This window comes from Nocardia blacklockiae (assembly GCF_015477355.1).
In the GTDB taxonomy this organism is placed as follows: Bacteria; Actinomycetota; Actinomycetes; order Mycobacteriales; family Mycobacteriaceae; genus Nocardia; species Nocardia blacklockiae.
In genome coordinates this window covers 674328-698228 of record NZ_JADLRJ010000003.1, presented here as the reverse complement: position 1 = coordinate 698228, position 23901 = coordinate 674328, and the positions used below count along the sequence as shown (strand labels likewise).

General features: G+C 67.3%; 26 protein-coding genes and 1 pseudogene. 10 read left to right on the top strand and 17 right to left on the bottom strand.

What is annotated here, in order from left to right; translation table 11 throughout:
• Positions 1-39 precede the first annotated feature (39 nt).
• A pseudogene (locus IU476_RS36090) lies at positions 40-261 on the top strand (acyl-CoA desaturase); the annotation flags it as partial.
• Positions 262-963: 702 nt separating this feature from the next.
• Positions 964-1182, top strand: coding sequence for a hypothetical protein (locus IU476_RS12765; RefSeq protein WP_195099722.1), 219 nt, complete (start codon positions 964-966; stop codon positions 1180-1182).
• A 172-nt stretch (positions 1183-1354) separates the two neighbouring features.
• Here IU476_RS12765 and IU476_RS12760 read toward each other — a convergent pair whose 3' ends face one another.
• The 4 genes from IU476_RS12760 to IU476_RS12745 form a co-directional block, all read right to left on the bottom strand.
• A complete protein-coding gene (locus tag IU476_RS12760; RefSeq protein ID WP_195099720.1) occupies positions 1355-2518 on the bottom strand; it encodes an IS110 family RNA-guided transposase in 1164 nt (387 codons plus the stop codon).
• A 1048-nt stretch (positions 2519-3566) separates the two neighbouring features.
• Positions 3567-3995 (bottom strand): arsenate reductase ArsC, encoded by a 429-nt coding sequence (locus IU476_RS12755; RefSeq protein WP_195099719.1) that lies wholly within the window; start codon positions 3993-3995, stop codon positions 3567-3569.
• A gap of 73 nt (positions 3996-4068) precedes the next feature.
• Positions 4069-5163 carry an ACR3 family arsenite efflux transporter gene (gene arsB / locus IU476_RS12750; protein ID WP_324194035.1) on the bottom strand — a complete coding sequence of 365 codons (1095 nt, stop codon included), beginning with the start codon at positions 5161-5163 and terminating at the stop codon, positions 4069-4071.
• Positions 5160-5531 carry an ArsR/SmtB family transcription factor gene (locus IU476_RS12745; protein ID WP_195099718.1) on the bottom strand — a complete coding sequence of 124 codons (372 nt, stop codon included), beginning with the start codon at positions 5529-5531 and terminating at the stop codon, positions 5160-5162. Before IU476_RS12745 ends, arsB begins: the two co-directional genes overlap by 4 nt.
• 150 nt (positions 5532-5681) lie before the next feature.
• Between IU476_RS12745 and IU476_RS12740 the strand changes: the two genes are divergently transcribed.
• Positions 5682-6833: a hypothetical protein gene (locus IU476_RS12740; RefSeq protein WP_195099717.1), complete on the top strand. Its 1152-nt coding sequence runs from the start codon at positions 5682-5684 to the stop codon at positions 6831-6833.
• Between the two features lie 113 nt (positions 6834-6946).
• Entirely contained in the window at positions 6947-7153 is a 207-nt protein-coding gene (locus IU476_RS12735) for a hypothetical protein (protein ID WP_195099715.1), read from the top strand.
• Between the two features lie 413 nt (positions 7154-7566).
• Here IU476_RS12735 and IU476_RS12730 read toward each other — a convergent pair whose 3' ends face one another.
• A complete protein-coding gene (locus tag IU476_RS12730; protein ID WP_195099712.1) occupies positions 7567-8352 on the bottom strand; it encodes an alpha/beta fold hydrolase in 786 nt (261 codons plus the stop codon).
• 179 nt (positions 8353-8531) lie between these two features.
• Complete coding sequence (locus tag IU476_RS37040) at positions 8532-9566, bottom strand: pentapeptide repeat-containing protein (protein WP_195099711.1); 1035 nt, start codon at positions 9564-9566, stop codon at positions 8532-8534.
• A 226-nt stretch (positions 9567-9792) separates the two neighbouring features.
• Between IU476_RS37040 and IU476_RS12720 the strand changes: the two genes are divergently transcribed.
• The gene (locus IU476_RS12720; protein ID WP_324194034.1) at positions 9793-10461 is read left to right on the top strand and encodes a YdcF family protein; all 669 of its coding nucleotides are present in this window, start codon (positions 9793-9795) and stop codon (positions 10459-10461) included.
• Positions 10462-10559: 98 nt separating this feature from the next.
• On the top strand, positions 10560-10937 hold the full coding sequence (locus tag IU476_RS12715) for an NYN domain-containing protein (protein WP_195099710.1): 378 nt from the start codon (positions 10560-10562) through the stop codon (positions 10935-10937).
• 38 nt (positions 10938-10975) lie between these two features.
• Here IU476_RS12715 and IU476_RS12710 read toward each other — a convergent pair whose 3' ends face one another.
• The 4 genes from IU476_RS12710 to IU476_RS12695 form a co-directional block, all read right to left on the bottom strand.
• On the bottom strand, positions 10976-13363 hold the full coding sequence (locus tag IU476_RS12710; RefSeq protein ID WP_195099708.1) for an ATP-binding cassette domain-containing protein: 2388 nt from the start codon (positions 13361-13363) through the stop codon (positions 10976-10978).
• A 19-nt stretch (positions 13364-13382) separates the two neighbouring features.
• On the bottom strand, positions 13383-13793 hold the full coding sequence (locus tag IU476_RS12705; protein WP_195099705.1) for a VOC family protein: 411 nt from the start codon (positions 13791-13793) through the stop codon (positions 13383-13385).
• 5 nt (positions 13794-13798) lie between these two features.
• Positions 13799-14248 carry a helix-turn-helix transcriptional regulator gene (locus tag IU476_RS12700; protein ID WP_195099701.1) on the bottom strand — a complete coding sequence of 150 codons (450 nt, stop codon included), beginning with the start codon at positions 14246-14248 and terminating at the stop codon, positions 13799-13801.
• Positions 14249-14332: 84 nt separating this feature from the next.
• Positions 14333-14635, bottom strand: coding sequence for a hypothetical protein (locus IU476_RS12695; RefSeq protein ID WP_195099699.1), 303 nt, complete (start codon positions 14633-14635; stop codon positions 14333-14335).
• Positions 14636-14946: 311 nt separating this feature from the next.
• Here IU476_RS12695 and IU476_RS12690 point away from each other — a divergent pair, with 311 nt between their 5' ends.
• Together IU476_RS12690 and IU476_RS12685 are read left to right on the top strand one after the other, a co-directional pair.
• Positions 14947-15144 carry a hypothetical protein gene (locus tag IU476_RS12690; RefSeq protein ID WP_195099697.1) on the top strand — a complete coding sequence of 66 codons (198 nt, stop codon included), beginning with the start codon at positions 14947-14949 and terminating at the stop codon, positions 15142-15144.
• 416 nt (positions 15145-15560) lie between these two features.
• Positions 15561-15866 carry a hypothetical protein gene (locus IU476_RS12685; protein WP_195099695.1) on the top strand — a complete coding sequence of 102 codons (306 nt, stop codon included), beginning with the start codon at positions 15561-15563 and terminating at the stop codon, positions 15864-15866.
• 17 nt (positions 15867-15883) lie between these two features.
• On the opposite strand, the gene IU476_RS12680 is transcribed toward IU476_RS12685, so the two are convergent.
• The 3 genes from IU476_RS12680 to IU476_RS12670 are packed head-to-tail and all read right to left on the bottom strand — an operon-like array spanning position 15884 to position 18002.
• Positions 15884-16585, bottom strand: coding sequence for a L,D-transpeptidase family protein (locus IU476_RS12680; protein ID WP_195099693.1), 702 nt, complete (start codon positions 16583-16585; stop codon positions 15884-15886).
• Positions 16586-16631: 46 nt separating this feature from the next.
• The gene (locus tag IU476_RS12675; RefSeq protein ID WP_195099691.1) at positions 16632-17420 is read right to left on the bottom strand and encodes a class I SAM-dependent methyltransferase; all 789 of its coding nucleotides are present in this window, start codon (positions 17418-17420) and stop codon (positions 16632-16634) included.
• 24 nt (positions 17421-17444) lie between these two features.
• Entirely contained in the window at positions 17445-18002 is a 558-nt protein-coding gene (locus tag IU476_RS12670; RefSeq protein WP_195099690.1) for a TetR/AcrR family transcriptional regulator, read from the bottom strand.
• Between the two features lie 89 nt (positions 18003-18091).
• On the opposite strand from IU476_RS12670, the gene IU476_RS12665 reads away from it, so the two are divergent.
• Both IU476_RS12665 and IU476_RS12660 read left to right on the top strand, forming a co-directional pair.
• Positions 18092-18796: an SDR family NAD(P)-dependent oxidoreductase gene (locus IU476_RS12665; protein ID WP_195099689.1), complete on the top strand. Its 705-nt coding sequence runs from the start codon at positions 18092-18094 to the stop codon at positions 18794-18796.
• A gap of 133 nt (positions 18797-18929) precedes the next feature.
• Positions 18930-19175, top strand: coding sequence for a hypothetical protein (locus IU476_RS12660; protein WP_195099688.1), 246 nt, complete (start codon positions 18930-18932; stop codon positions 19173-19175).
• A 10-nt stretch (positions 19176-19185) separates the two neighbouring features.
• Here the strand turns inward: IU476_RS12660 and dnaG are convergent, their stop codons facing one another.
• The 4 genes from dnaG to IU476_RS12640 form a co-directional block, all read right to left on the bottom strand.
• Complete coding sequence (dnaG, locus tag IU476_RS12655) at positions 19186-21096, bottom strand: DNA primase (protein ID WP_195099687.1); 1911 nt, start codon at positions 21094-21096, stop codon at positions 19186-19188.
• Positions 21097-21139: 43 nt separating this feature from the next.
• Complete coding sequence (locus tag IU476_RS12650) at positions 21140-22399, bottom strand: deoxyguanosinetriphosphate triphosphohydrolase (protein ID WP_195099686.1); 1260 nt, start codon at positions 22397-22399, stop codon at positions 21140-21142.
• A 17-nt stretch (positions 22400-22416) separates the two neighbouring features.
• Positions 22417-23109: a YdcF family protein gene (locus IU476_RS12645; RefSeq protein WP_195099902.1), complete on the bottom strand. Its 693-nt coding sequence runs from the start codon at positions 23107-23109 to the stop codon at positions 22417-22419.
• Positions 23110-23176: 67 nt separating this feature from the next.
• The gene (locus IU476_RS12640; RefSeq protein ID WP_195099685.1) at positions 23177-23854 is read right to left on the bottom strand and encodes an MBL fold metallo-hydrolase; all 678 of its coding nucleotides are present in this window, start codon (positions 23852-23854) and stop codon (positions 23177-23179) included.
• Positions 23855-23901: the final 47 nt, after the last annotated feature.

Here is a 23901-nt window from a genome sequence, read left to right as displayed (position 1 = left end):
ATTCGGACCAGTCCCTTTGTCCAGTGCTCCACTGGAGGGTTTCTGCCCACCTTGGCTGGGAACGCGACGACCACTATCGTCCGCAACGCCTGGGCGTACTCGATCATCTTCCGCGGGCACCCCCATCGATGTCCAGGCGTTCACCGAATAGGAAACCACGAATGAGACGCGCGGTGAATGGCATACCCGACAAATTCTCGTCTCACCGAACATCTCCGGCAGCAAGCTGTTCACATTCTTTCGGGCAACCTGTCCCATCGGACAGTTCTGTGACGAACCCCTCCGGGGGCACGGGACTGCGACACTATTTCCGCAGATCACAGCGGTTGAAGCGTCATGCATCAAGAACGCCTCCGACGTTTTACCAGGTCACTAGTCGCAGGTTCGAGCCCCTCCCGGGTACCAACCTGCGACAAATTTCCGCAGGTCAACCGGACAGATACGTCGAGCGTCAAACAACAACTTCGCCCGTTCCATCAATTCACACGACGCCGGTTCGCGTACTCTCCGCTCCCCAGACCGGGGCGGGAAACGCCGGAGGCCGCGGAATCGCCGCGGCGCACATCGACAACAGCCGCGCAAGTGCTGCACAGCTGTTCGACGCTGAGGCCATGGAAGCGTCTGGTGTATGCAAGGGCCCGTGGGATCGCGATTACCTTCTCGACCTGCTGACTCGGTATGCCCAGTTGTATCGACTCGCAGCCGACCTGGACGAATTCGTACTGGTAAAGCTCGACTGAAACAGGGCGAGTCAGGCACCCGGTTATGCCGCTGATCCGCTCGGTTCGGGACGCCGCAGCACCGGCCGGCGAACGCACTGACATGCCGACGAGCGTGCGTTGGGACAGGTCCTTCGATCTGCGGCACATGTCGCTGCGGGCGAGAGAAGAAGCAATTCATATACTTCGGATATGGCCGGCCATCTCCGGTCGGCACCGATTTATCAAGAAGGAACAGCAGGACATGAAACGTGCCATCGTCAGCACTGTCGCGACCGTAGCCCTCCTCGCGGGTGGGGCCGCTCTCACGGCGGGCACCGCGGCCGCGGACACCACCACACCTCCGGCAGCCGGTACCGGTTCCGCCTCCACAGTGTCCAGCCTCATCCAGACACTGCTGGCGGGGAAGGCAGGCTGCGGGCTGCTGAGCATGTCCGGCGGTAAACCGGCAGGGTGCGCGTAGTTCGGACCGCGTTCTTACACAACAGCGTTCGCGCCCATCCGGTCGAGGCCGGATGGGCGCGAGTCGTCTGGGTCACCGCATCAGATCCCGATTCAGGTGCCCCCCCGGACCAACCAGCGCGCAGAGGCTCGCCGCCCACGTAGAAACGTCCGCACATGGCTCCCCTCTCGTGTCAAGGCGCAGGTTGCAGGTCGACGTTATTCTGGTTGGTGGTGAGTCCGGGTTGTGGCTTGTCCGAAGTGCCGGTGTGCGGGGTTGAGCCGGTCGCGCTGGAGTCAGTAGCCGCCCCCGATTGCCCTCTCGGGCTTACCTTTTCCCACTTTTGCTGGTCGGCGAGCATGCGGGTGTAGACGACGTTCGACAGTCGTCGTTTCAGGGCCCGCATCGCTTCCATCGAGGTCTTGCCGTCGGCTCTGCGGCGGTCGTAGTAGGTGCGCCCGGCGCTGGGACGGCGCAGTTGAACCATGGCCATCGTGTGTAGGACGCGGTTGATCTTGCGGTTTCCGGCGCGCGAGAGCCGATGCCGTTGCTGCTGACCCGAGGACGCATCTAGCGGTGCGGTGCCGTTCCAGGACGCGAACCGATTCCGGTCCCGGAAGCGGTGGATGTCAGCGACATCCGCCAGCAGTCGAGCCGCGCCGGCCGGTCCGATGCCGCGCAGATCGGCCAGCGTGGAACCGCGGTCGGTGACGAGTTGGCGCAATTCTTTGTCCGCGGCTTTGATTTTGCGGTCGATGGTTGCCAGCTCGCCTATCAACTCCACGACCAGGCGGCGCCGGACCTTGCCGGCCGGGTCGCGCGGTTTGACGGTCGCCACCAGCTTTCGGGCTTGGGTGGCCGTCAGGAACTTCTTTGCGCCACCAGGAAAAAGTTCCAGCAGCAGTCGGTGCAGCCGGTTGACGGTGTCGGTGCGAGCCCGGCCGAGTTCGTCTCGGCGATCGGCCAGCATGCCCAACGCGATCAACTCCGAATCCGCCTGGACACGGCGCAGATCCGGTGCCCGCAACGCCGCCATCGCCACCGAATGCGCATCGACCGGATCGGTCTTGCGGCCGTTGCCGGTGGCGAACACTCGCACCTGGGCTGAGAGTTTCGCTGGCACGTCGATCACGGTTTCCCCGTCGTGGACCAGGCGGTGGGCGATGTGTCGGCCGATGCCGTTGCACCCCTCGATCGCCCAGACCCGTTCGGTGTATCGCTGTGCGGCGGTGAGCATTTCGGTGTAGCCGGTGTTGTCGGTGCCGTATCGGCCCGTGGCCAGTATCTTGCCGGTGGGGTCGATGATCTCGATCGTGGCTGAGCGTTTGTGCGGGTCCATTCCGATGATGACTGCCACCGGTGGTGTCCTTCCGGTCTCGGCGTGTGAGGTCCGTGCGGGAAGGCACCGCTACTTCGAGCTGGGCAGACCCCTCTTCAGCCATTCCCGGCACGGCACCCGGTGAGAGGCAAGCCATGTGAGAGCCACACCAATGATGCTGGTGGGCAGCCGCTTATAGAGCTTCTCGCCGGGTACCTGGACCCGATCCTGGCCGGGATCAGGTCCTGGCACCAGTGTTAAGTAGCCGCGTATCGAGCGATTTTCCGCCGATCACAGCTGGCAAGATTGAGACAACGGGGCGACGGATGCAACGGGCATCAATCCGGCTTCCGATAGTCGTATCCCGCATCCACCGTCAACGTTCCCCAGCAAAACCGCTGGCCAACGCAGGTCCCATCCTTATAGCGCCCCGCCGGGGGCACTGGGGGACGAGTATTCACGCAGGTCAAACCTGATACTTGCGCGGTAAAGTAATTTCTCGACAAGAAACCCCAGGTCACGTGTCGCAGGTTCGAATCATCCGGGGTTGCTGCCCGCTAACACCGCAGGTAGATGGGTCGAACGGATGGAAGACCCTCGTCTACGCGCCAATCGGGACTTAGCACACCCTAGACCGCCCATGGCTGCGCGGTACTTCTTTCGGCAACAGCGCGAGGTTCGGATCTTTAGGCGAGCCAGGCGTGCGAGCGCGGCCCCCGGTCACAGTCAAGGCTGCTAATTGCGGGGGCCCAGTGGCCGTGGAATTGGCGATGCGTTCGCGGACGCCGATGGTGCGGTATCCGGCTTGGTGGTGCAGAGCGATGCTGGCGCGGTTCTCGGGGGACCGTGCCGCCGAGCAAGGCCAACCCATCGTCCGGCAGGACAGCACCGCGGTGCCGGACGGACTCGGCCGTGCCCTGGCGGTCGACAACAAGGCCACGGCGGCGCAGACGTGGTCGGATCCCTTCGTGCATCGCACTGGATGTCATGGTCGGCCCTCAGGACCGAGATGAGCAGCGGTCGATGAGACCTCGCCGCCAGCCGCACAGGAAAGCCGAGTGGGCAGCGACGGCGTGCTCGGCCGGTGTCAGGTGTGGTCGGGGAGCAGGTCGGCGACCAGCTCTTCGACGAGCTTGCGGATCTGGTCGCGGATCGGCCGCACCGCCGCCACCCCGAGCCCGGCGGGGTCGTCGAGAGCCCAATCGCGGTAATCCACTCCTGGGAAGTACGGGCAGGCGTCACCACACCCCATGGTGATCACCACATCCGATGCCTGCACTGCGTCGGGAGTGCGGACTTTCGGGGCCTGGCCGGTGATGTCGATACCGACCTCGCGCATGGCCTCGACCACGGCCGGATCGATCGACTCCGCCGGCACCGACCCAGCCGAGCGCACCTCGATCCGCTCCCCGACCAGACGGGTAAGGAACCCCTGCGCCATCTGCGAGCGTCCCGCGTTGTGCACGCACACGAACAACACACTCGGCTTCCCCGACCCAACTGATCCGGAAATCATTGCGCGCCAGCTCCTTCCGGTTCGACGAGCACGGTGTCACGCACCTGATCGGCATGCGCGAGACGACTGTCGGTCATGACGAGACTCCGGACGGTTCGATCGCGGACAAGGTGCCAGAGAAGCGTTTCCGTAGCGCGAGCGAGACGTAGACGAGGCCGACCAGGACCGGAACCTCGATCAACGGACCCACCACGCCCGCGAGGGCCTGACCGGACGCGGCACCGTAGGTGGCTATCGCGACCGCGATCGCGAGCTCGAAGTTGTTGCCCGCCGCGGTGAACGCCATCGTCGTCGTCCGCGCATACCCCAGCCGCAGCACCGCGCCGAGCAGGTAGCCGCCGCCCCACATCACCGCGAAATACACCAGCAACGGGACCGCGATCCGCACCACATCGACCGGATGCGACGTGATCTGCTTACCCTGCAACGCGAACAGGATCACGATCGTGAACAGCAACCCGTACAACGCCCACGGCCCCAGCCGGGGCAGCAGCGTGGACTCGTACCAGGCGCGGCCCTTCGCGCGCTCGCCCAGGCGACGGGTGAGATACCCGGCGAGCAGTGGAATGCCGAGGAAGATCAGCACCGATTTCGCGATCTGCCACGGCGAGGTAGCGATCGTGGTCTGCTCCAACCCGAGCCGGCCCGGCAGCACCGACAGGTAGAACCAGCCCAGCACCGCGAACATCACCACCTGGAACACCGAGTTCAACGCCACCAGCACCGCCGCGGCCTCACGATCACCGCACGCCAGATCATTCCAGACGATCACCATCGCAATACATCTCGCGAGACCGACGACGATCAGACCGGTGCGGTACTCGGGCAGGTCCGGCAGCAACAACCAGGCCAAGGCGAACATCAGCGCCGGGCCGATCACCCAGTTCAAGACCAGCGACCCGAGGAGCAGGCCGCGGTCGCCGGTCACGGTGTCGAGGCGGTCGTAGCGCACCTTCGCCAGCACCGGATACATCATCACCAGCAGCCCAACCGCGATCGGCAGCGAAATCCCATCCACCTCGACCGCGCTCAACCCATCGCCGAGACCGGGAACCAGCCGCCCGAGCAGCAGCCCGGCGGCCATCGCGGCACCGATCCACACCGGCAGGAACCGGTCCAGCGTCGACAGCTTCCCCACCACCGCCGGGTGTTCAGCGGTAGCGGTCACGCGATCACCTCGAATCCGGCCTCCACCGCCAGCACCCGCGACAACCGCTGCAACGCGTCGGGCACCACCCGGTAGTACACCCACGACGCCCGCCGCTCACTGGTCAGCAAGCCCGCCTCGCGCAGCACCTTCAGATGATGAGAGATCGTCGGCTGCGACACGTCGAACCCATCGGACACATCACACACGCACGCCTCCCGACCCGACCGAGCAGCGATCGCAGACAACAACCGCAACCGGACCGGATCCGACAACGCCTTGAACACCCCCGCCAACTCCTCCGCATCCGCACCGGTCAACGGCTGACGGACCAGCGGCCCAGCCTCACACGCCCCACTCACACCGAGCGACAACTCCGACTTCGACACGCATCGATATTGACAGCAATCGATACCATTGGCCAAGCGAACACCGGATGAACTCAGCTCTCAGGCCGTCCCCTTCCCTTCGTGACGGCTGTGTCTTCGTCAGGCGGGCCGGGGGATTGCCATCTACGCTGTTCGTGCGATCGTTGCGTTGTGAGTACTCACCCTCGCGATCGTGATCTCGAGAAGGATCTGTCCGAGCAACTGCGCTTCATTGCCAGCTCGGCCACTGCTTTCGACGGGGGTGAACTACCCGAATCGAAGCGCATCGCCCTCGTCATCAGAGTATTGGTCCACGACACCAGGGCCAGTCACAGCCTGCTGGACCAACTCGGGATCAAAGACAGCCTCAGGTGGGCAGACAGCGCTCCGGTCATCGACCGCGATCCGACCATCGTCGCTCGTAGCCCCGGTCTGACGACCATGGGCATCGGTCACGATGATGGGATCACCTTCCTGGCAAGAACCGCCGATCAGATCGAACAGTCCAACTCGACTCGTTACGTAAGCTTCGACGACTGGTGGCGTCGCCCCGTTCTCCTCGACGCCAACGGTGCCGAATTCAGCCGGAAGGACCTTGTCCTGGCTCTCACGAACAAGGACGGCGGGGCCCATATCGATCGGCTGAACGAGACGACCCACGCGCTCATACGCTCAAACAGCGCAGGATTCGAACGCTTCGGCACTGGGTCCTCGGAGGCGGAACCGATCCCGACGCCAATCTACGCATCTGTGCGGACTATCGCCGAGGAACTTCTTCTAACGCTGCGTCGTAGCGGGCGAGAAGTCCCCCGGTCGACAGCGGCTCCCCTGCTGGGGACGCTCGACGGATTCCAGGCAGGCGATGTCGTCGGCCCGGCACCGGTATTCGACAAATCGCGAGCCGGCGTTGCGAACACGACCTTCAAGTTCGACACACTTCCTGACGTGACATTCACGGTGTGGCGGGCGAAAGACAACCAATCCGATATTGACGGCGGGGGCGAATTCCCAGCCGGCTATCTCGAAATCGTCGGCGTCCTCGACGCGACAGGCGACACAGTCCACGGGTCGGGATTCGCTGGACCCACCGAAGACTCCACGCCACCCGGAGTCTCCGTCCATTCGCTGCCACTGTCGTGTATCCGATTCGTCTTCGACAACTTCCCCGAAGCAATGTTCTACGCCAACCGGTCAGCCGAGCAACGGGAGACAATCGGCCCGTTCGGCCAGCAGATACAAGAAGCCGGATGGGTCGACCTCTTCGTCACACTGCGCGGCTCGACATGGCTGATCGGCGGGTTCGCCGGGCCGCCCGGGTCCTGAAGAACTTCGCCACTCGCGACACCTCACCGAACCCTTCCCACCCACAGCTCGCAAACCCTTCGCCCGCCACCCCGCAACCGCCTGCCCCTACCTCTCAACGCACAATGACGGCTATGACCGAGCAGCCCCACCCTGCACACACTCCGCCCCCTACGACGCCGCGCCCCAGACCGACCGCTACCGTCCAGATCCACGTCGTCGACAGCGAAGACGGCGAACGCCTCGCCCGCCAACAAGCCAGCGCCTTACTCGAAATCACCCAATGGCAGGCCCATCAACAAGCCTCAACCACCGACGATCCACCATCGACCGATCCATAACGATCAACCCGACCTGGAATAGCCGAAACCCGCTTCGATCGTCAACGTCCCCCACGAAAACCGCTGGTCGACACCGGTCCCATCCTTATGGAGCCCCGCCGGGGGCACCAACCTGCGACACGCCCCGGCACCGTTACGGAATTACCCGTCCGACGTACATCAACGGTGTGAACGAATTCAACCCCACCCAAGATTTCCCCAAACTTTCCGGGGCATCGTGCGTGATCTTCCGTGACCCAAGATGCATGTCATTCACACATAGCCGCAGGTAGTCGGCCGTGTAGTACCACACGTGATCAAGGATGAACACCGGAAAGTCCCGAACCCTTAACGGCAGGTTTCTGGTTCGAGTCCAGATGGGGGAGCATAAAAGACCCTCTACCAGCACAACGGGTAGAGGGTCGTTTTGCGTCTCAACTCTTCAGTAGGGCGTGGGTCAGGATCGGGAGCAGTGCCTTGGGGCTCACCATGTGGTCCTGACCGTCGAGCACTTGGTACTCCGCGCCCGGTATTGCCTCGGCTACCGCCCGGGCCACGGCGAGCAGGCTGGAGGGGCTGCGCTGGCCGACGGTGACCTGTACGGGGAGCTTGATTCCCCTGAGGCGGTCGAGTGGGGGAAGGTTCTCGGTCATGGCGATGTCGTACATGAGGGTGGGGGCGAGTGCCTTCATGGTTTTCCATCCGGGCATCAGGGGCAGTAGTTCGACGAAGGGGCGCGGCATGCCGATGCCGCGGAGGAATTGCTTTATCGCCCTGCCGTTTTCGCCTCGCTCCAGCAGGTGGCCGATCTTTCGGGACAACGCGGAGTAGGAATCTCGTTCCTGTTCGGCGTGCACGTACGAGGCGTCGTAGATGACGACTCGATCGATTTTGTCCGGTATCCGCAGGGCTGCCTCCAGTGCGAGCACCGCACCGGACGAATGGCCGTAGATATGGGCTGTGCCGCCGGCGGCGTCGATGATCGCCTCGATGTCCTCGATCTCGCGGTCGACGCTGTAGGGCAGGGTGTCTCCGCTGTCCCCGCGCCCGCGCCGATCGTAGGTGTAGACGGTGAACTCCGCGGCGAACGCCTTGACATCGGCCAGCACGGGACGAAATTGGCGGAAGCAGATCGCGCCGGTGACGTAGACGAGTACGGGCCCATCACCGCGCACGTCATAAGCCAGCCGCGTGCCGTCCGCGGACAATGTGGTCTCCAAGATGTCGCCCCTTCCGATCGACCCGACCCTGCTCGCCCGAGCCGGTCACCGTAGGGACGAGACCGGACCACCGAACTCATCGGTCCCACCGAAAGTTCGTTTCGAGGCGTGTGCCGCGGTAGCAGCACAGCGACCGTCTGAGCCGGAAAACTGGCATTTTGGGGCGGGAGGGGCTGCGGTCAGGAAGCCGGGCAGTCGGCCTGGTTGCAGACTCCACACGAGTCGACCAGTGCGGCGGGGAAGCCGTTCAGTTTCAGATGATCCGACAACGTCGGGTCGTTCGGCGGTGGCGCGAACCCGGCGGGCCACTTCGATTCGTCGTCGTACGCGATGTTTCCGAATCGGGCTCCGGCGAAATTCGCGACCGGCCACGGACTGTCCTGCGTTTCGATATGTATTCCCCGCAGGTCGACGTCCAGGATGTCGGAATTCCCCAGGTCTGCGCCGTCGAGCTGCATTCTGCACATCAAACTCAATACTATCTGCGTATTGTTCATGCGCATTCTCGGGGCAGCCGCTCCATCGAACCTCGACTGCTGCACGGTCAAGTCCTGGAATCTCGCTCCGGCCAGATTCGCGCCGCTGAAATCCACGTAGAACAGGGAGCCGGACAGGGTGGCCTCAACAATTTGCGCGCTTTCGAGACTCGACCGCGAGAAGTTCACATTCCGTAGATCCGCACGGGTCAGATCCGCTCCCCGCAGGCAGGTGCGCATGAGATTCAGCTCCTGCTCGCCGCCGGCGGCTCGGCGACCGAGAACCGTGAGGGCGGCTTGGACATCGATCGACGGCATCGTCCCGTCCGGGTCGTCGGCGAGCTCGCACGCACTCGTGTTCGGCGCCGACTTCCGGATGAACGCACTGAGCAAATCGTAGATCGTTCTTCGGTCGCTCGGCGAATCCGTGGCCAGTCGCTCCAAGAGATAGATGCCACCGAGGCGTATCTCGGTCTTGTCGCTGGCAAGCTCCTCGACAGCTTTCGCATAGCGATCGGTCACCGCGGTTTGCACCCCGACGGCATACTGTTTGCTACTCGCCTCCAAGGTTCGGGTGTTGAATTCCGACGAGCGATTATTGAAGTACAAACCGGCGAGGATGCCCACTGTCGCGGCGATCGCGGCCAACTTGGTCCAGCCGCTCCACGTCGCGACATTCCTGATTCGCCGGAAGATTTTTCGGCGACGACTTGGTTCGGGAATTTCGAGGCTGGTCACACGTGCGACCCGGCGACTCCTCGGCAGCGGCCTGCGTGGCGAAATCACGCGGCGCGGTATACGGCGCGGCGGGGACGGTGTGGGCTCGCTGCTCATCCCACCATGATCATCTCGAGCGCATTGGAGCACACTGGGTTCCGCCGACCTTTAACGGCCGGTTTCCGGTCCGAGGTGGGCGCGCCGTGTCGATTGGGCCCTCGAGTACTGCGGCTGGGAGAATGCGTCGGTGCCGAATCCTGTGCTGCCCGATCGGCTTCGGGGCGATGTCGAGGTCCTGTGGGAGTACAACCGGATGGGGCATGAGGTTCGGGCGGTGGATGTGGCGGTGGGGCTGGGGAGTCATGATCTGGGGGTGGCTACTCATGCCGCGGAGTTGTTCGGGGCGGGGTTGTTTCCGCTCATCGTGTTCAGTGGGGCCAATGCGCCGACTACTCGGGAGCGGTTTCCGCGGGGGGAAGCGGTGCACTATCGGGAGCATGCGGTTGGGCTCGGGGTGCCGGGCGCGGCGATTTTGGTGGAGCCCGAGGCGACGAATACGGGCGAGAATATCGACTTCACCCGGAGGCTGCTCGAGCGGGAAGGCAGGCTCGGGTCGATTCGTTCCGTGCTGTTGATTTCGCGGCCGTACCAGCAGCGGCGGAGTTACGCGATTGCGCGGCGGCGTTGGCCCGGTGTGGAAGTGCTGTGTTCGTCGCTGCCGATGGGGCTCGATGAGTACATCGCGAGTATCGGCGATGTCGACCGCGTCGTCACGATGCTCGTCGGTGACACGCAGCGGGTGTGGGTTTACGCCGAAAAGGGCTGGGCGATAGAGCAATACGTGCCGGGTGAGGTGCGCGCCGCGTATGCGCGGCTGGTCGACGCCGGATTCACGGGTCGTCTCCTGCCGCGATAGGCGTCGCCTCATGCCGCGACAGGCATGGGATCGCCGCAACCAGCCTGGGCTCTCGCCGTCTGACGGCACCCGGCACGATAATCCCCCGAGGAGGTGGCATGGACGAAGGTCGGCTGATCGTGGTGGACGCGGCGAATGTCGTCGGCTCCCGGCCCGACGGGTGGTGGCGCGATCGGGCCGGGGCCGCGCGGCGGTTACTGGTGCGGCTCGCCGCGGCGCAATGGGATGAGCAGGTTGTCGTCGTGCTCGAAGGTGCGGCGAAAGCGGCTGTCGCGGTGGAGGACAGCTTCGATTCCCTGCGCATCGAGCTGGCGGACGGATCGGGAGACGACGCGATCGTGGACGTGGTGGCGGCAGCGGAAGACGCGGGCCAGGTCACCGTCGTGACAGCGGATCGCGGCCTCCGCGAACGAGTTCACACGCTCGGAGCCGACACCGTGGGACCACGCTGGCTCCTGGAACGCCTAGAGCCATAGCGGAACCGGCAAGCCGATTCCACTACGACAGGTGGATCTCAAACCCCCACGTAAGCCGCCAAATGCTCACCCGTCAACGTCGACCGATCCGCCACCAGATCACTCGGCGTCCCCTCGAAGACGACCTTGCCGCCGTCGTGCCCGGCGCCCGGGCCGATGTCGATGATCCAGTCGGCGTGCGCCATCACGGCCTGGTGGTGCTCGATGACGATGACCGACTTGCCCGCTTCGACGAGGCGGTCGAGCAGGCCGAGCAGCTGTTCCACATCGGCCAAATGCAGCCCGGTGGTCGGTTCGTCGAGGACGTAGATGCCGCCCTTGTCGGCCATGTGGGTGGCGAGCTTGAGCCGCTGCCGCTCGCCGCCGGACAGCGTGGTGAGCGGCTGACCGATGGTGAGATAGCCGAGGCCGACGTCGACGAGCCGCTCGAGGATCTTGTGCGCGGCCGGGGTGCGGGCCTCACCGTCGGCGAAGAACCGCTCGGCCTCCTGCACCGACATGGCGAGCACCTCGGCGATATTGCGCCCACCCAGGTGGTAGTCCAGCACGGCCGCCTGGAACCGCTTGCCGTCGCAGACCTCGCAGGTGGTGGCGATGCCCGCCATCATGGCCAGGTCGGTGTAGACGACGCCCGCGCCGTTGCAGTTCGGGCACGCCCCTTCGGAATTGGCGCTGAACAGGGCCGGCTTCACGCCGTTGGCCTTGGCGAACGCCTTGCGGATCGGGTCGAGCAGGCCGGTGTAGGTCGCCGGGTTGCTGCGCCGCGAGCCGCGGATGGGCGTCTGGTCGACCGAGACCACCCCGGCCGACGCGGGGATCGACCCGTGGATCAGCGAGCTCTTGCCCGACCCCGCGACACCGGTGACCACGCAGAGCACACCCATCGGAATGTCGACGTCGACGTTCTGGAGGTTGTTGGTCGTCGCGCCGCGAATCTCCAGCTTGCCGTTCGGCTCGCGCACCGACTCCTTGAGCGCCGCCCGGTCGTCGAAGTGGCTGCCGGTGATGGTGCCGCTGGTGCGCAGCTTGTCCACGGTGCCCTCGAAGCAGACGGTGCCGCCGCCGGACCCCGCGCCGGGACCCAGGTCCACGACGTGGTCGGCGATCGCGATCGTCTCCGGCTTGTGCTCCACGACCAGCACCGTGTTGCCCTTGTCCCGCAGGCGCAGCAGCAGATCGTTCATCCGCTGGATGTCGTGCGGGTGCAGGCCCGCGGTGGGCTCGTCGAACACGTAGGTGACGTCGGTGAGTGAGGAGCCGAGATGGCGAATCATCTTGACCCGCTGCGCCTCACCGCCGGACAGGGTGCCCGCCGGACGGTCGAGCGAGAGGTAGCCCAGCCCGATCTCCACGAACGAGTCCAGGGTGTGCCGCAGCGAGTCGAGCAGCGGCGCCACCGACGGCTCGGACAGGCCGCCGACCCACGCCGCGAGGTCGCTGATCTGCATCGCGCACGCGTCGGCGATGCTGACGCCCGCGATCTTCGACGACCGCGCGGCCTCGTTGAGCCGGGTGCCCGCGCAGTCGGGGCAGACCTGGAAGGTGACCGCGCGCTCCACGAAGGCGCGGATGTGCGGCTGCAGCGCGTCGACGTCCTTGGACAGCATCGACTTCCGGATCCGCGGGATCAGCCCCTCGTAGGTGAGGTTGATGCCGTCGACCTTGATCTTGGTCGGCTCCTTGTAGAGCAGGTCGTTGAGCTGCTTCTTGGTGTACTTCTTGATCGGCTTGTCCGGATCGAAGAACCCGCAGCCGGAGAAGATGCGGCCGTACCAGCCGTCCATGCTGTAGCCGGGAATGGTGAGCGCGCCCTCGTTGAGCGACTTGGTCTCGTCGTACAGCTGGGTCAGGTCGATGTCGTTGACCGAGCCGCGGCCCTCGCAGCGCGGGCACATGCCGCCCGTGATGCTGAACTCGCGGCGCTCCTTGACCTGGGCGCCGTTGCGCTCCACCGTGACCGCGCCGGCGCCGCTGATCGAGGCGACGTTGAACGAGAAGGCCTGCGGCGACCCGATGTGCGGCTGCCCGAGCCGGCTGTAGAGGATGCGCAGCATCGCGTTGGCGTCGGTGGCGGTGCCGACGGTCGAGCGCGGGTCGGCGCCCATCCGCTCCTGGTCGACGATGATCGCCGTCGTCAGCCCCTCCAGCACGTCGACGTCGGGCCGCGCCAGCGTCGGCATGAAGCCCTGCACGAACGCGCTGTAGGTCTCGTTGATCAGCCGCTGCGACTCCGCGGCGATCGTGCTGAACACCAGCGAGCTCTTGCCCGAACCGGAGACGCCGGTGAACACCGTCAGCCGGCGTTTCGGAATCTCTACGCTGATGTCCTTCAAGTTGTTCACGCGCGCGCCGTGCACGCGGATCAACTCGTGGCTGTCGGCGGCCGGCGCGGACGGTCTGCGGACCGTCCCGGTGCCCTTGGTCATCGTCTCTCCCTCTTCGCGCTCAGCGCAGTTCCTGCACGCGAACCATATTTCCCGCGGGGTCGCGGACCGCGAAGTCGCGGACTCCGTACGGCTGATCGGTCGGCTCCTGGATGACCTCGGCGTCGCCGGCCTGCAGGCGCTCGAAGGTGCCGTCGAGATCCTTGGTGCCGAGGTTGATGCTGGCGTAGGTGCCCTTGGCCATCATCTCGGTGATGGTGCGGCGCTCGTCGTCGGTGATGCCCGGGGTGGCGCCCGGCGGGTACAGGACGATCGAGACGTCGGGCTGGCCCGCGGGTCCGACGGTGAGCCAGCGCAGTCCGTTGTAGCCGACGTCCTTGCGGAGTTCGAAACCGAGCACGTCGCGGTAGAAGGCGAGCGCGGCCTCCGGGTCGTCCTGGGGGAGGTAGGTCTGGTTGATGGTGATGTCCATGGCGATCACGCTAATCGCGACGCGGTGACCGGCGCTTCTCGATTCCTGATCGGTCTGGTGACCTGTTTGGCCACGCACGGCGGCATGCCCTCCGTCGCCTGCGCCGCCTCGCGCCGGTACGCGCTGGGCGGCATGCCCACCAGTTCGGTGAAGCGGGTGCTGAAGGTGCCCAGCGACGAGCAGCCGACCTCGAAACACACCTCGGTGACGCTGAGATCGCCCCGGCGCAGCAGCGCCATCGCCCGCTCGATGCGCCGGGTCATCAGGTAGGAGTACGGCGACTCGCCGTAGGCGAGACGGAACTGGCGGCTGAGATGGCCGGCCGACATGTTCACGCCGCGCGCCAGCGCCTCGACGTCCAGCGGCTGCGCGTACTCGCGGTCGATCCGGTCGCGAACACGGCGCAGCAGCGCGAGATCGCGCAGATGTTGCTGGGTGGCGGGTTTGCTGGTCACGGTGAAATCGTGCCACACGACTCCGACATGTCGGGCGCTACGGAGCGAATTGCGGCCACTCACCCCGCCGCGGGAAGCGGCGTCTTACGGGCCGACCCGGAGGCCTTGCTCGCGGCCCGGCCGGACCGGCCGCGGCCGACGCCGGGTGGAGGCGCCGCGCATCGGCGGCAGGGTGGTGCTGGGCCGGCCGAGGACCCAGCGCGCGGTGGCGTGCGCCTCGGAACAGCAGGCGATGAGCCGCAGACGGTCGGCGGGGTCGTAGTCGGCGGCATCGATCTCGGCACGCAGGTCCACGACGCGGCGTTCCAGCAGCCGCGCGTCGGCTTCGTCCAGTCCGCGCCGCGCGTGCTCGACGGTGGTCAGAATCCTACGTTGCAGATCGTCCATCCGAACTTCTCTCCCCGCACCTCGAAGCCGATGACGATGCCGGATATCGCTGCGGTCCGGCCCGACATCGCCGCCTAGGTCGGTGTGTACCCGTGTGTGCGGCCAACAAACAACGGGTGCGCGGGCGGCGCTGCCGCGTGGCCTTAACACCTACCGCCGCAACCCATTCGGTGCCGGATCGTCGGCGACGTACCCGAAAGCCATTGCCGCGCAGAATGTTTCGATGCGATCGCCGGAAATCATCCGATTCCGACTCCGCGCGCCAGCCAATATAACGTTTCGATAACCACGATTGAGGGTACCCACCCGCTATGACAGCCACGAAGCACTCACTCTCGCGCATTGCGGGGGTGAACAGCGGAACAGCGATTCTGGCTGCGACGATCTGCGTGATTGCCCTGCTCGGCATCGGTGTGATGACCCGCTCCGCCGCGACCACCGCGATAGCCACCGCCGCGATCACCGCCGGAGTTGTTGCCGCACTGCGCATTCTGCCGCAGGACCATTGACAACCGGTATCGCACTCGCGTCCCGGCAGCTCCCGGACGCGCTCGGACGGCCCTCGAACGCCCGTCGGCGGCGATAGCTCCTGCTCGCGGGCGAGCCCCGCTCACACAGGAAACACTCGCGCTAGACGTACCTCGCAGGTGGCACACCCGACCCCGGCCACCACATCGACGCTGAACCAGGTACGGTTTCGCGGCAACGTGCCACCATCCAGCGGCACAACATCTGACGCAGTTCGACGGACCGCGCCGCGACATAGCTGCTGATCCGGCCCTCTTCCCGACGTCTTCATCCCAGCACAGGGAATAACACTGGCGCTTTCGCCCGCATTCTATGTACCATCGTTTAGCGGCACGTTAGTCAGGTGCAACACGGCGCCCGGCCGGAGCCCCGCCGCACATGTGAAGGACATACAGCGATGAGCACTGCACATCGAGTAATCGCCACCTCCCTGATCGTCGGCGCTCTGGCGGTCGTCCCGGCCACCGTCGCGCCGCAGGCCTTCGCCGCGCCCGGCGGCTCGACCTCGGGTCACAGCGAGAACCACTCGGGCACCCGCACCGGCGGCACCCGCGACAGCTACGGCAGCGACGCCAACGGCACCGGCTTCGGCGACGCCGGCGGCACCAACTCCCAGACCCGCCGGCGCACGCCCTACCTGCAGGACCGCTACGGGTACCCCGGCGGCGTGTACCGACCGCACAGCCCGTACGGCAGCCGGTAGAGATTCGCCGAACCCGGTCAGGCGGAATGAATTCCGATGACCGGCCGCCGCGACGGCCGCAAGGTGTCGAGCAGGGTGCGCATCGCCTCGGCGGCGATCGCGACGCAGCCCGCGGTCGCCCGCCCCGCCTCGACGTGGACGAAGAACGCCGACCCTGCCCCCGCCACCACGGGGGCCCGGTTGTAGTCGATGACCAGCGCGTAATCGTATTGCGGCACGGTCCGTCCCAGGTTCTCGGCCGCCGCGGTGTCGAACGGGCAGTCGGCCTCGGCGCATCGGAAACTCCGGTTGTACAGCGGACTGGCCGTGTCCGACACCCACCACCAGGTATTCGACGAATCCACCTGTAGGTAGGGCAGTTTCGCCGTCGCGGGCTGCCGACCGAAGGCCTCGGTGAGCGTGAAAGTCCCCTCCGGGGTATACGCGGCCCCTTCCCTGGCCTGTACCGAAATCCCCTGCGCCCCAACCCAGGCCGGGACCGACAGCGTGCGCTCCCAGCGACTCGAATCGCCGCGCTGCCACAGTTCCAGCGTCCCGCGATCGGCGCCCGGAGCCGCGGTCACCCAGACCACCTGACTCCCCGGAACGGACGCGGGCTCGAACGGCGGCCGGTCCCCGCCGATCCGGGGCAGCACGACGACGAGCACCGCCGCCGCGAGCGCCGTCGCGAAACCCGCTGCCCACACCGTCCGGTGGCGAAAGGCTCTGTGCCTCGGCATCGTTCACTCCGATCGAGTTCGGGACCGAGCCGTCGGGTGCACACCGTCAGCGCCGGTACGGGACACATTCCAGGAGCAGGAACAGCGGCCGCGCGAAGTTCTCGTCCCACCACGCGTCGCGGCGGCGCTGCTCGTCGGTCGGGTGCGGTTCCAGCAGGCGCGTGATCGCGAAGCCCGCCGCCGTGATCATGCCGGTGTACGCCTCGAGGGAGTAGAGGCGCTGCACCGACGCGGCGGGCGACTGCTTCCCCGCGACGTCGAACCGCTGTTCCACCGTGCGCCCGCCGAAATAGTCGGCGGCGGCGAGTCCGCTTCCGCCGGAACGTCGTTCGGCGCGGGCGACATAGAAGCACGGGTGCATCCCGAGCAGCAGGAGCCGACCCGACGGCCGCAGCACCCGCGCGAACTCCTCGAATCGCCGCTGCGGTTCGGCGATGCCGTTCGGCAGGCGGTTCGCGACGACCACGTCGATGCTGTTGTCCGGCAGCGGAAGTGCCGCGACATCGGCCTCCCGGAAGGTCGCGCGCTCGGGCCGGTGCTCGGGATGTGCCCGCGCGGCGGCGATGAATTCCGCACCGGTGTCGACGCCGTGCACGTGTGCCGCGCCGCGGCGGACCAGTTCGCGCGTCAGGTAGCCTTCGCCGCAACCGGCGTCGAGAATCGTCAGATCGCGGCAGTCGCCGAGCGATTCGAGCAGCGCCGGGTCGGTGAGCCGGGTCTGAAAAGGGTCGAGCCGATTGCGGACGATGTCGATCCAGTAGTCGGCATTGCGCGCGTAGGCGCTGGTCACCGGCTCGTCACCCAGCACCCGCTCCTCGCTTCCGCCGTCGGACACCCGCCGTCATCGTAACGGGCCGCGTCACTCCCGCACGGCCCGCAACCCGTCGAGCACGAAGGGCAGCGACTCCCGCCAGGCCGCCGCGCCGGCGTTCTCGCCGAGCAGCGACAGCGCCCAGACCAGATGCACCACAGCCTGATCGGTGGCATCGGCGCGGATCACCCCCGCCCGGCGGGCACGCTCGAGCACCGCCGAGAAATGCGCCATGCCGCGCGAGCAGGCCTGCGCCAGTTCCGCCGCGGCGGGGTGGTCGCCGGTGAACGCCTCGAGCAGGCCGCGGTCGGCGGTCAGCTGCGTGAGCATGTTCTCCACGAATCCGGTGAACGCCAGCCACGGATCCGGTTCGGCCGCAGCCTGTTCGGCGAAGCCGTCGAGTGCGGTCAGGCGCGGCGGCAGCAGCGCGTCGATGAGGGCGTCGCGGCTGGGGAAATGGTTGTACAGGGTGCCGATGCTGACCCCGGCCCGCCGCGCGATCTCCTCGAGCGAGCCCGCGAGCCCCTGTTCGGTGAACACACCGGCCGCCTCCCGCAGCAGGCGGTCGCGGTTGCGGGCCGCGTCGCGGCGCAGCGGTTTGGTCACGCGGACCATTCTACAAACTTGAGGCTGCCCTCAATCTAGTGCTAGCCTGCAAAAAACTGAGGCCCCCCTCAATATCTTGGAGGACAGCAATGAGCACACCGATCGCCGCGATCATCGGAGTCGGCCCCGGCCTGGGCATGTCGCTCGCCCGCCGCGCCGGGCGGGCCGGCTACCGGGTGGCCGTCGTCTCGCGCAACGCGGCACGGCACGAGGGATATCTGGCCGATCTCGCGTCGCACGGCATCGACGCGACCGCGCACGCCGCCGACGTGACCGACACCGATCGCCTCGCCGCCGTCCTCGACGAGATCGGCGAGATCGACTTCGCCTACTACGGTCCCGGCCCCACCACCCAGTCGATCGTGCCGATCACCGACATCGACATCCCGACGGCGCGGTCGGCGTTCGAGTGGGTGTGGCCGGCCGTGCAGGTCGCGGGCGCCGTGCTGCCGGGCATGCTGGCGCGCGGCAGCGGCGGGCTGCTGTTCGCCGGCGGACTGTCGGGTGTCCGGCCGATGCCGATGCTGGGCCAGCTCGCCCTGGCTACCGCGGCCCTGCGCAACTACGCCCTCACCCTGCACGCCGCCACCGCCGAGCGCGGCGTCTACGCCGGCACGCTCACCATCGGCGGCCTGGTCGAACGCGGCGACATCCACGCCATGGTCACCGCCGATCCCGCCACTTACGGTGCGGCGGAAGGACATACGCTCGACCCGGACGTGATCGCGGACGCGGCGTGGGAGATGTTCCGCACCCGGGAACACGCCGAGCGAGTGTTCGACGCGCTCGGCTGATCGCGCCACCTGTCGGACCCTTCTGGCAAGGTGGTACCGGCGTCGACGCCCGGAACCGGCAGCCGGATCGACAGCGCGACCGGGCGTCGGGCAGGATGTACGGCGCGGACAGTGACTGGGAGGAGCTCTAGGAATGCTGCGGTTGATCATCGGCCTCGCAGCCGGTTACGTGCTCGGCACCAAGGCCGGGCGAGCCCGCTACGAGCAGATCAGCAAGACCACCCGCGCCATCACCGCCAGTCCGGTCACCCGCAAGCTCGTACAGGTCAGCCGCCAGAAGCTGTCCGACAAGCTCAGCACCCAGCCCAAGCTGGAACCCATGCAGCCGATCGACGAGCGCACCACCGTCCTGGTCCCCCACGACCAACTCCGCCGCTGAGGGCCGCCCCCTACACCCCGGCGAAGTCGCCGCCGCTGCCCATGGCTTGGGCCAGCAGGCTCTTGCGATATTGCTCCAGCGCCACCAGATCTCCGAACAGCGCCATGTACGCGTCCGGCTGCTCGGTCGAGGACACCCGCTGCAACTTCGACTTCAACTCCGCGATCTGGCGGCCGACCCACGACTCCTGGGTGCGGGCCAGCACGCCGGAGACGAAGCGCTGGATGTCGTCGACCGACTTCACCGGCAGCGGCTCGGCGGCCAGCTCCGAGACCAGCGCGCGCAGCGTGAGGTCCGCGGTGTGGTCGGCGACCCGGGCCACCCATTCCGCCCCGCCGAGACCGGCCGCCGTACCCCCGGCCTCCGCGATCGCGGCCCGCACCGCGACGTAGGCGGGATGGGTGAACGCCTCCGGTTCGAGCGAGTCGAACACCGGCCCGGCCAGCGCCGGATACTGCAGCGCCGCGGCCAGCACCTGCCGCTGCGGCACGAGCACCGGATCGTTCGGGCTGGGCCGGGCGGCGGCGTGCTCGGAAACCGTTGCGGCGGGCTTGGTCTCGCGGGCGGGCACGCCGTTCTGCCGCGGCCCGCGGCGGGCGGCGTCGCCGACCCGGCGCACCACCAGCTGGATGTCGTCCCAGCCGACCCAGCCGGCCAGCTTGGTCGCGTACGCCTTGCGCAGCGCGTTGTCCTTGATCTGCGCCACCACCGGCACCGCGCGGCGCAGCGCCTCCACCTGCCCCTCCGGAGCGTCCAGGTTGTGGTCGGCGAGCAGACCGCGAATCACGAACTCGTACAACGGCACCCGGCGCGCCACCAGGTCGCGCACGGCGCCGTCGCCGGAGCGCTGACGTAGCTCGCAGGGGTCCTGACCGTCGGGCGCGACCGCGATGTAGGTCTGGCCGGCCAGCTTCTGGTCGCCGGAGAACGCTTTGAGCGCCGCCGCCTGCCCGGCCTCGTCGCCGTCGAAGGTGTAGATGATCTCGCCGCGCCAGAAGTTGTCGTCCATGAGCAGGCGGCGCAGCACCGAGAGGTGCTCGTCACCGAACGCGGTGCCACACGAGGCGACCGCCGTCTTCACGCCCGCCAGGTGCATGGCCATCACGTCGGTGTAGCCCTCGACCACGACGGCCTGATGGCTCTTGGCGATCTCGCGCTTGGCCAGGTCCAGGCCGAACAGCACCTGAGACTTCTTGTACAGCACCGTTTCCGGTGTGTTGATGTACTTGGCGGTCATCTGGTCGTCGTCGTACAGACGCCGCGCGCCGAACCCGATGATGTCGCCGCCGAGGTTGCGGATCGGCCACAGCAGCCGGCGGTGGAAGCGGTCGATCGGACCGCGGCGACCCTGCTTGGACAGTCCCGCCGCCTCCAGCTCCTTGATCTCGAAACCCTTGCGCAGCAGGTGTTTCGTGAGACTGTCCCAGCCGCCGGGGGCGTAGCCGCAGCCGAACTGGCGCGCCGCGTTGCCGTCGAAGTTGCGGTCGGTGAGGTACTTGCGGGCGGTCTCGGCCTCGTGCTCGTTCAGCTGCGCGGCGTAGAACTCCTGCGCGGCGGCATTGGCGGCGACCAGGCGCGAGCGGGTGCCGCGATCGCGCTGCACCGAGGTGCCGCCGCCCTCGTAATTGATCTTGTAGTTGAGCCGGTCGGCCATCTGCTCGACGGCCTCGACGAAACCGATGTGCTCGATCTTCTGCAGGAACGCGAAGACATCGCCGCTCTCCCCGCACCCGAAGCAGTGGAAGTGACTGTGGTTCGGCCGCACGTGGAACGACGGGGTGCGCTCGTCGTGGAACGGGCAGAGCCCCTTGAGCGAATCGGCACCGGCCCGCTTGAGCGACACGTACTCGCCGACGACGTCCTCGATGCGTACCCGCTCACGGATTGCCGCGATGTCACGATCAGGGAGTCTTCCGGCCACGATGACCGAGTCTAGCCCCGTCGTCGGCGTGTCTTCGATCCGGTCAGCGCAGGCTCGCGGCGACTCGCTCCAGCCTGCTCTCGGTGTAGGAGGCGATCTGGTCGACGATCACGCGGATGCGGGCGGTGTCGTCGGCGGCCTCCTCCCACCAGGGCAGCAGCACCGCGTCGAGGCTGTGCGGGGCGGACGCCAGCAGGTGGTCGGCGACCAGCAGCAGGCGTTCGCGCTGGGCGGCCTGCCGCTTGTTGTGTTCCGGATCCGACATCACATATCGCAGCGCCACCGTCTTGAGCATGGCGACCTCGGCGGCCACGATGCGCGGCACCTCCAGGTCGGCGCCGTAGCGGCACAGCCGCCGCCCGCCCCACACCTCCCGGGTGGCCTCCACGGCCGCGGTCGCGAACCGGCCGACCAGGTCACTGGTCAGCCGCTTCAACGCGACCGACGCGCGCAGCGTGCCGTCGTAGTCGGCCGCGTCCGCGATCACCGGCAGCTCCGAGAGGCGTTCGGCCGCGGCGATCAATTCGTCGAGAGTCAGGGTGCGGTGCTGGTTCTGCCCGAGCTCGGCCAGGGCGGCCTGCTCGGCGGGATCGGCCAGGGCGCGCAGATCGATGCGGCCGGCGATCACCCCGTCCTCGACGTCGTGCACCGAGTACGCGACGTCGTCGGACCAGTCCATGACCTGCGACTCCAGGCACTGCCGACGCTCGGGCGCACCCTTGCGCACCCAGTTCAGGCGCGCCGTATCCGCCTCGTACGCACCGAATTTGCCGCCCGAACCCGTTCTGCCCCAGGGATATTTGACCGTGGCGTCCAACGCGGCGCGGGTGAGGTTGAGCCCGAAGCTCTCGCCCGCCTCGTCGAACACCTTGGGCTCGAGCCGGGTGAGGATGCGCAGGTTCTGCGCGTTGCCCTCGAAACCGCCGTGCGCGTCGGCGAACTGGTCCAGCGCGCGTTCCCCGTTGTGGCCGTAGGGCGGGTGGCCGATGTCGTGAGCCAGCCCGGCCAGATCCACCAGGTCCGGATCGCAGCCCAGGCCCTCGGCGATGCTGCGGCCGATCTGGGCGACCTCCAGCGAATGGGTGAGCCGCGTGCGCGGGGTGTCGCCGTCGCGCGGACCCATCACCTGCGTCTTGTCGGCCAGCCGGCGCAGCGCCGCGGAATGCAGCACACGCGCGCGGTCGCGGGCGTAGTCGCTGCGCCGGGCCGGGGCCGGCGACCAGCGCAGTCCCGCGGTGTCGGTGTTCTCGGCGACCATGCGCTCGTGATCGGGATCGCCGTAGGCATCCGCCCCGCCGCTCATTGTTGCTCCTGCGAAATTCACTGCTCCGCGGTGTATTTGAAGTCCGCGGAGAAATGGGTGAGGTGGTACCACAGCAGCGCGATCGTCTCGCGGGCGATGCCGTGCAGCTGCGATTCCCGGGTGTAGACGGCCGGGCCGGTGCGGGTCGGCGCGGTCCAGGCCCGCAGATCCTCGTCGCGGGTCATGGTGCGGGTGCGCAGCGAATGCCACGGGTCGCTGACCAGTACGGCCGAGGACAGTTCCCGCTCGTGCATGGCGGCCGCGACGGCCTCGATGCTCTGCAGCGTGTCCGAGCCGGTCTCCACGGCGAGGATCCGCTCCCCCGGCACGCCCTGGTTCTCCAGGTAGTTCTTGCCGGAGGCGGCCTCGGTGTAGTTGTCGCCGACGCGTTTTCCGCCGACGGTGATCACCAGCGGCGCGACGCCGCGGGCGAACAGCCGCTGCGCCTGCTGCAGCCGCGCCTCGAACACCGAGGACGGGGTGCCGTCGTACTGCGCGGCGCCCAGCACCACGATGGCGTCGGCGCGCGAGTAGTCGTCGATGCGCGCCACCTGCCACACCCGCACGGCCGTCCCGCCGACGACCACCACGGCCATCAGCACCGTGCCCGCGATCAGCCGCCGCGCCCAGCGGCCTATCGCCGACCCGCTGGTACGGGCGGCGGACGCGGTCGGGCGGGCGGGGGCGGGACGGGTCGGGGCCGAGGGCATGCCCCGAGTCTGCCAGTGCTCGATCACGCCGAGGTTGCGGCGTGCGGCGGGCCGCACCCAGCGAATTTCACCAACCGCGCTCGCGCCACTCGGCGAGCTGCGGACGCTCGGCGCCGAGGGTGGTGTCGTCGCCGTGGCCCGGGTAGACCGCCGTGTCGTCGCCGTAGCGATCGAAGAGTTTGGCGGTGACATCGCCGTAGAGGGAATCGAAGTCGGCCGGCGAGGTGGTGCGGCCCACTCCGCCCGGGAACAGCGAGTCGCCGGTGAACAGGTGGGTGCGGCCCGCGCCGTCGGTCAGCGCCAGCGCCACCGAGCCCGGGGTGTGCCCGCGCAGATGGATTACCTCCAGCGCCAGCTCGCCGAGGCGCACGGTCTCGCCGTCGGCGAGCAGGCGCTGCGGCGCGACCGGCAGCGGCGCGGCGTCGAGTTCGTGGGCGGCCGTGGGCGCGCCGGTCTCGGTGACCACCTTCTCCAGGCCCTGCCAGTGGTCGAAATGCTGGTGGGTGGTGACGATCTGCCGCAGCCGGCCCGGCACCTCCTGACCGAGCAGCTCGAGGATGCGGTCCGGTTCGTTGGCCGCATCGATCAGTAGCGCCGCGCCGGTGGCGGTGTCCTGCACCAGATAACAGTTGTTGTCCATCGGGCCGACCGACATCTTCACGATGCGTGCGCCCGGCACGTCGCGTTGCTGCGGATTCGAACCCGGCGAGACATGACCCGTGTACGGGGTATCGATCGCGATCACCTGCCCGATCGTAGCCGCAGGCACCGACACCGGGCGGCGGGCGGAGC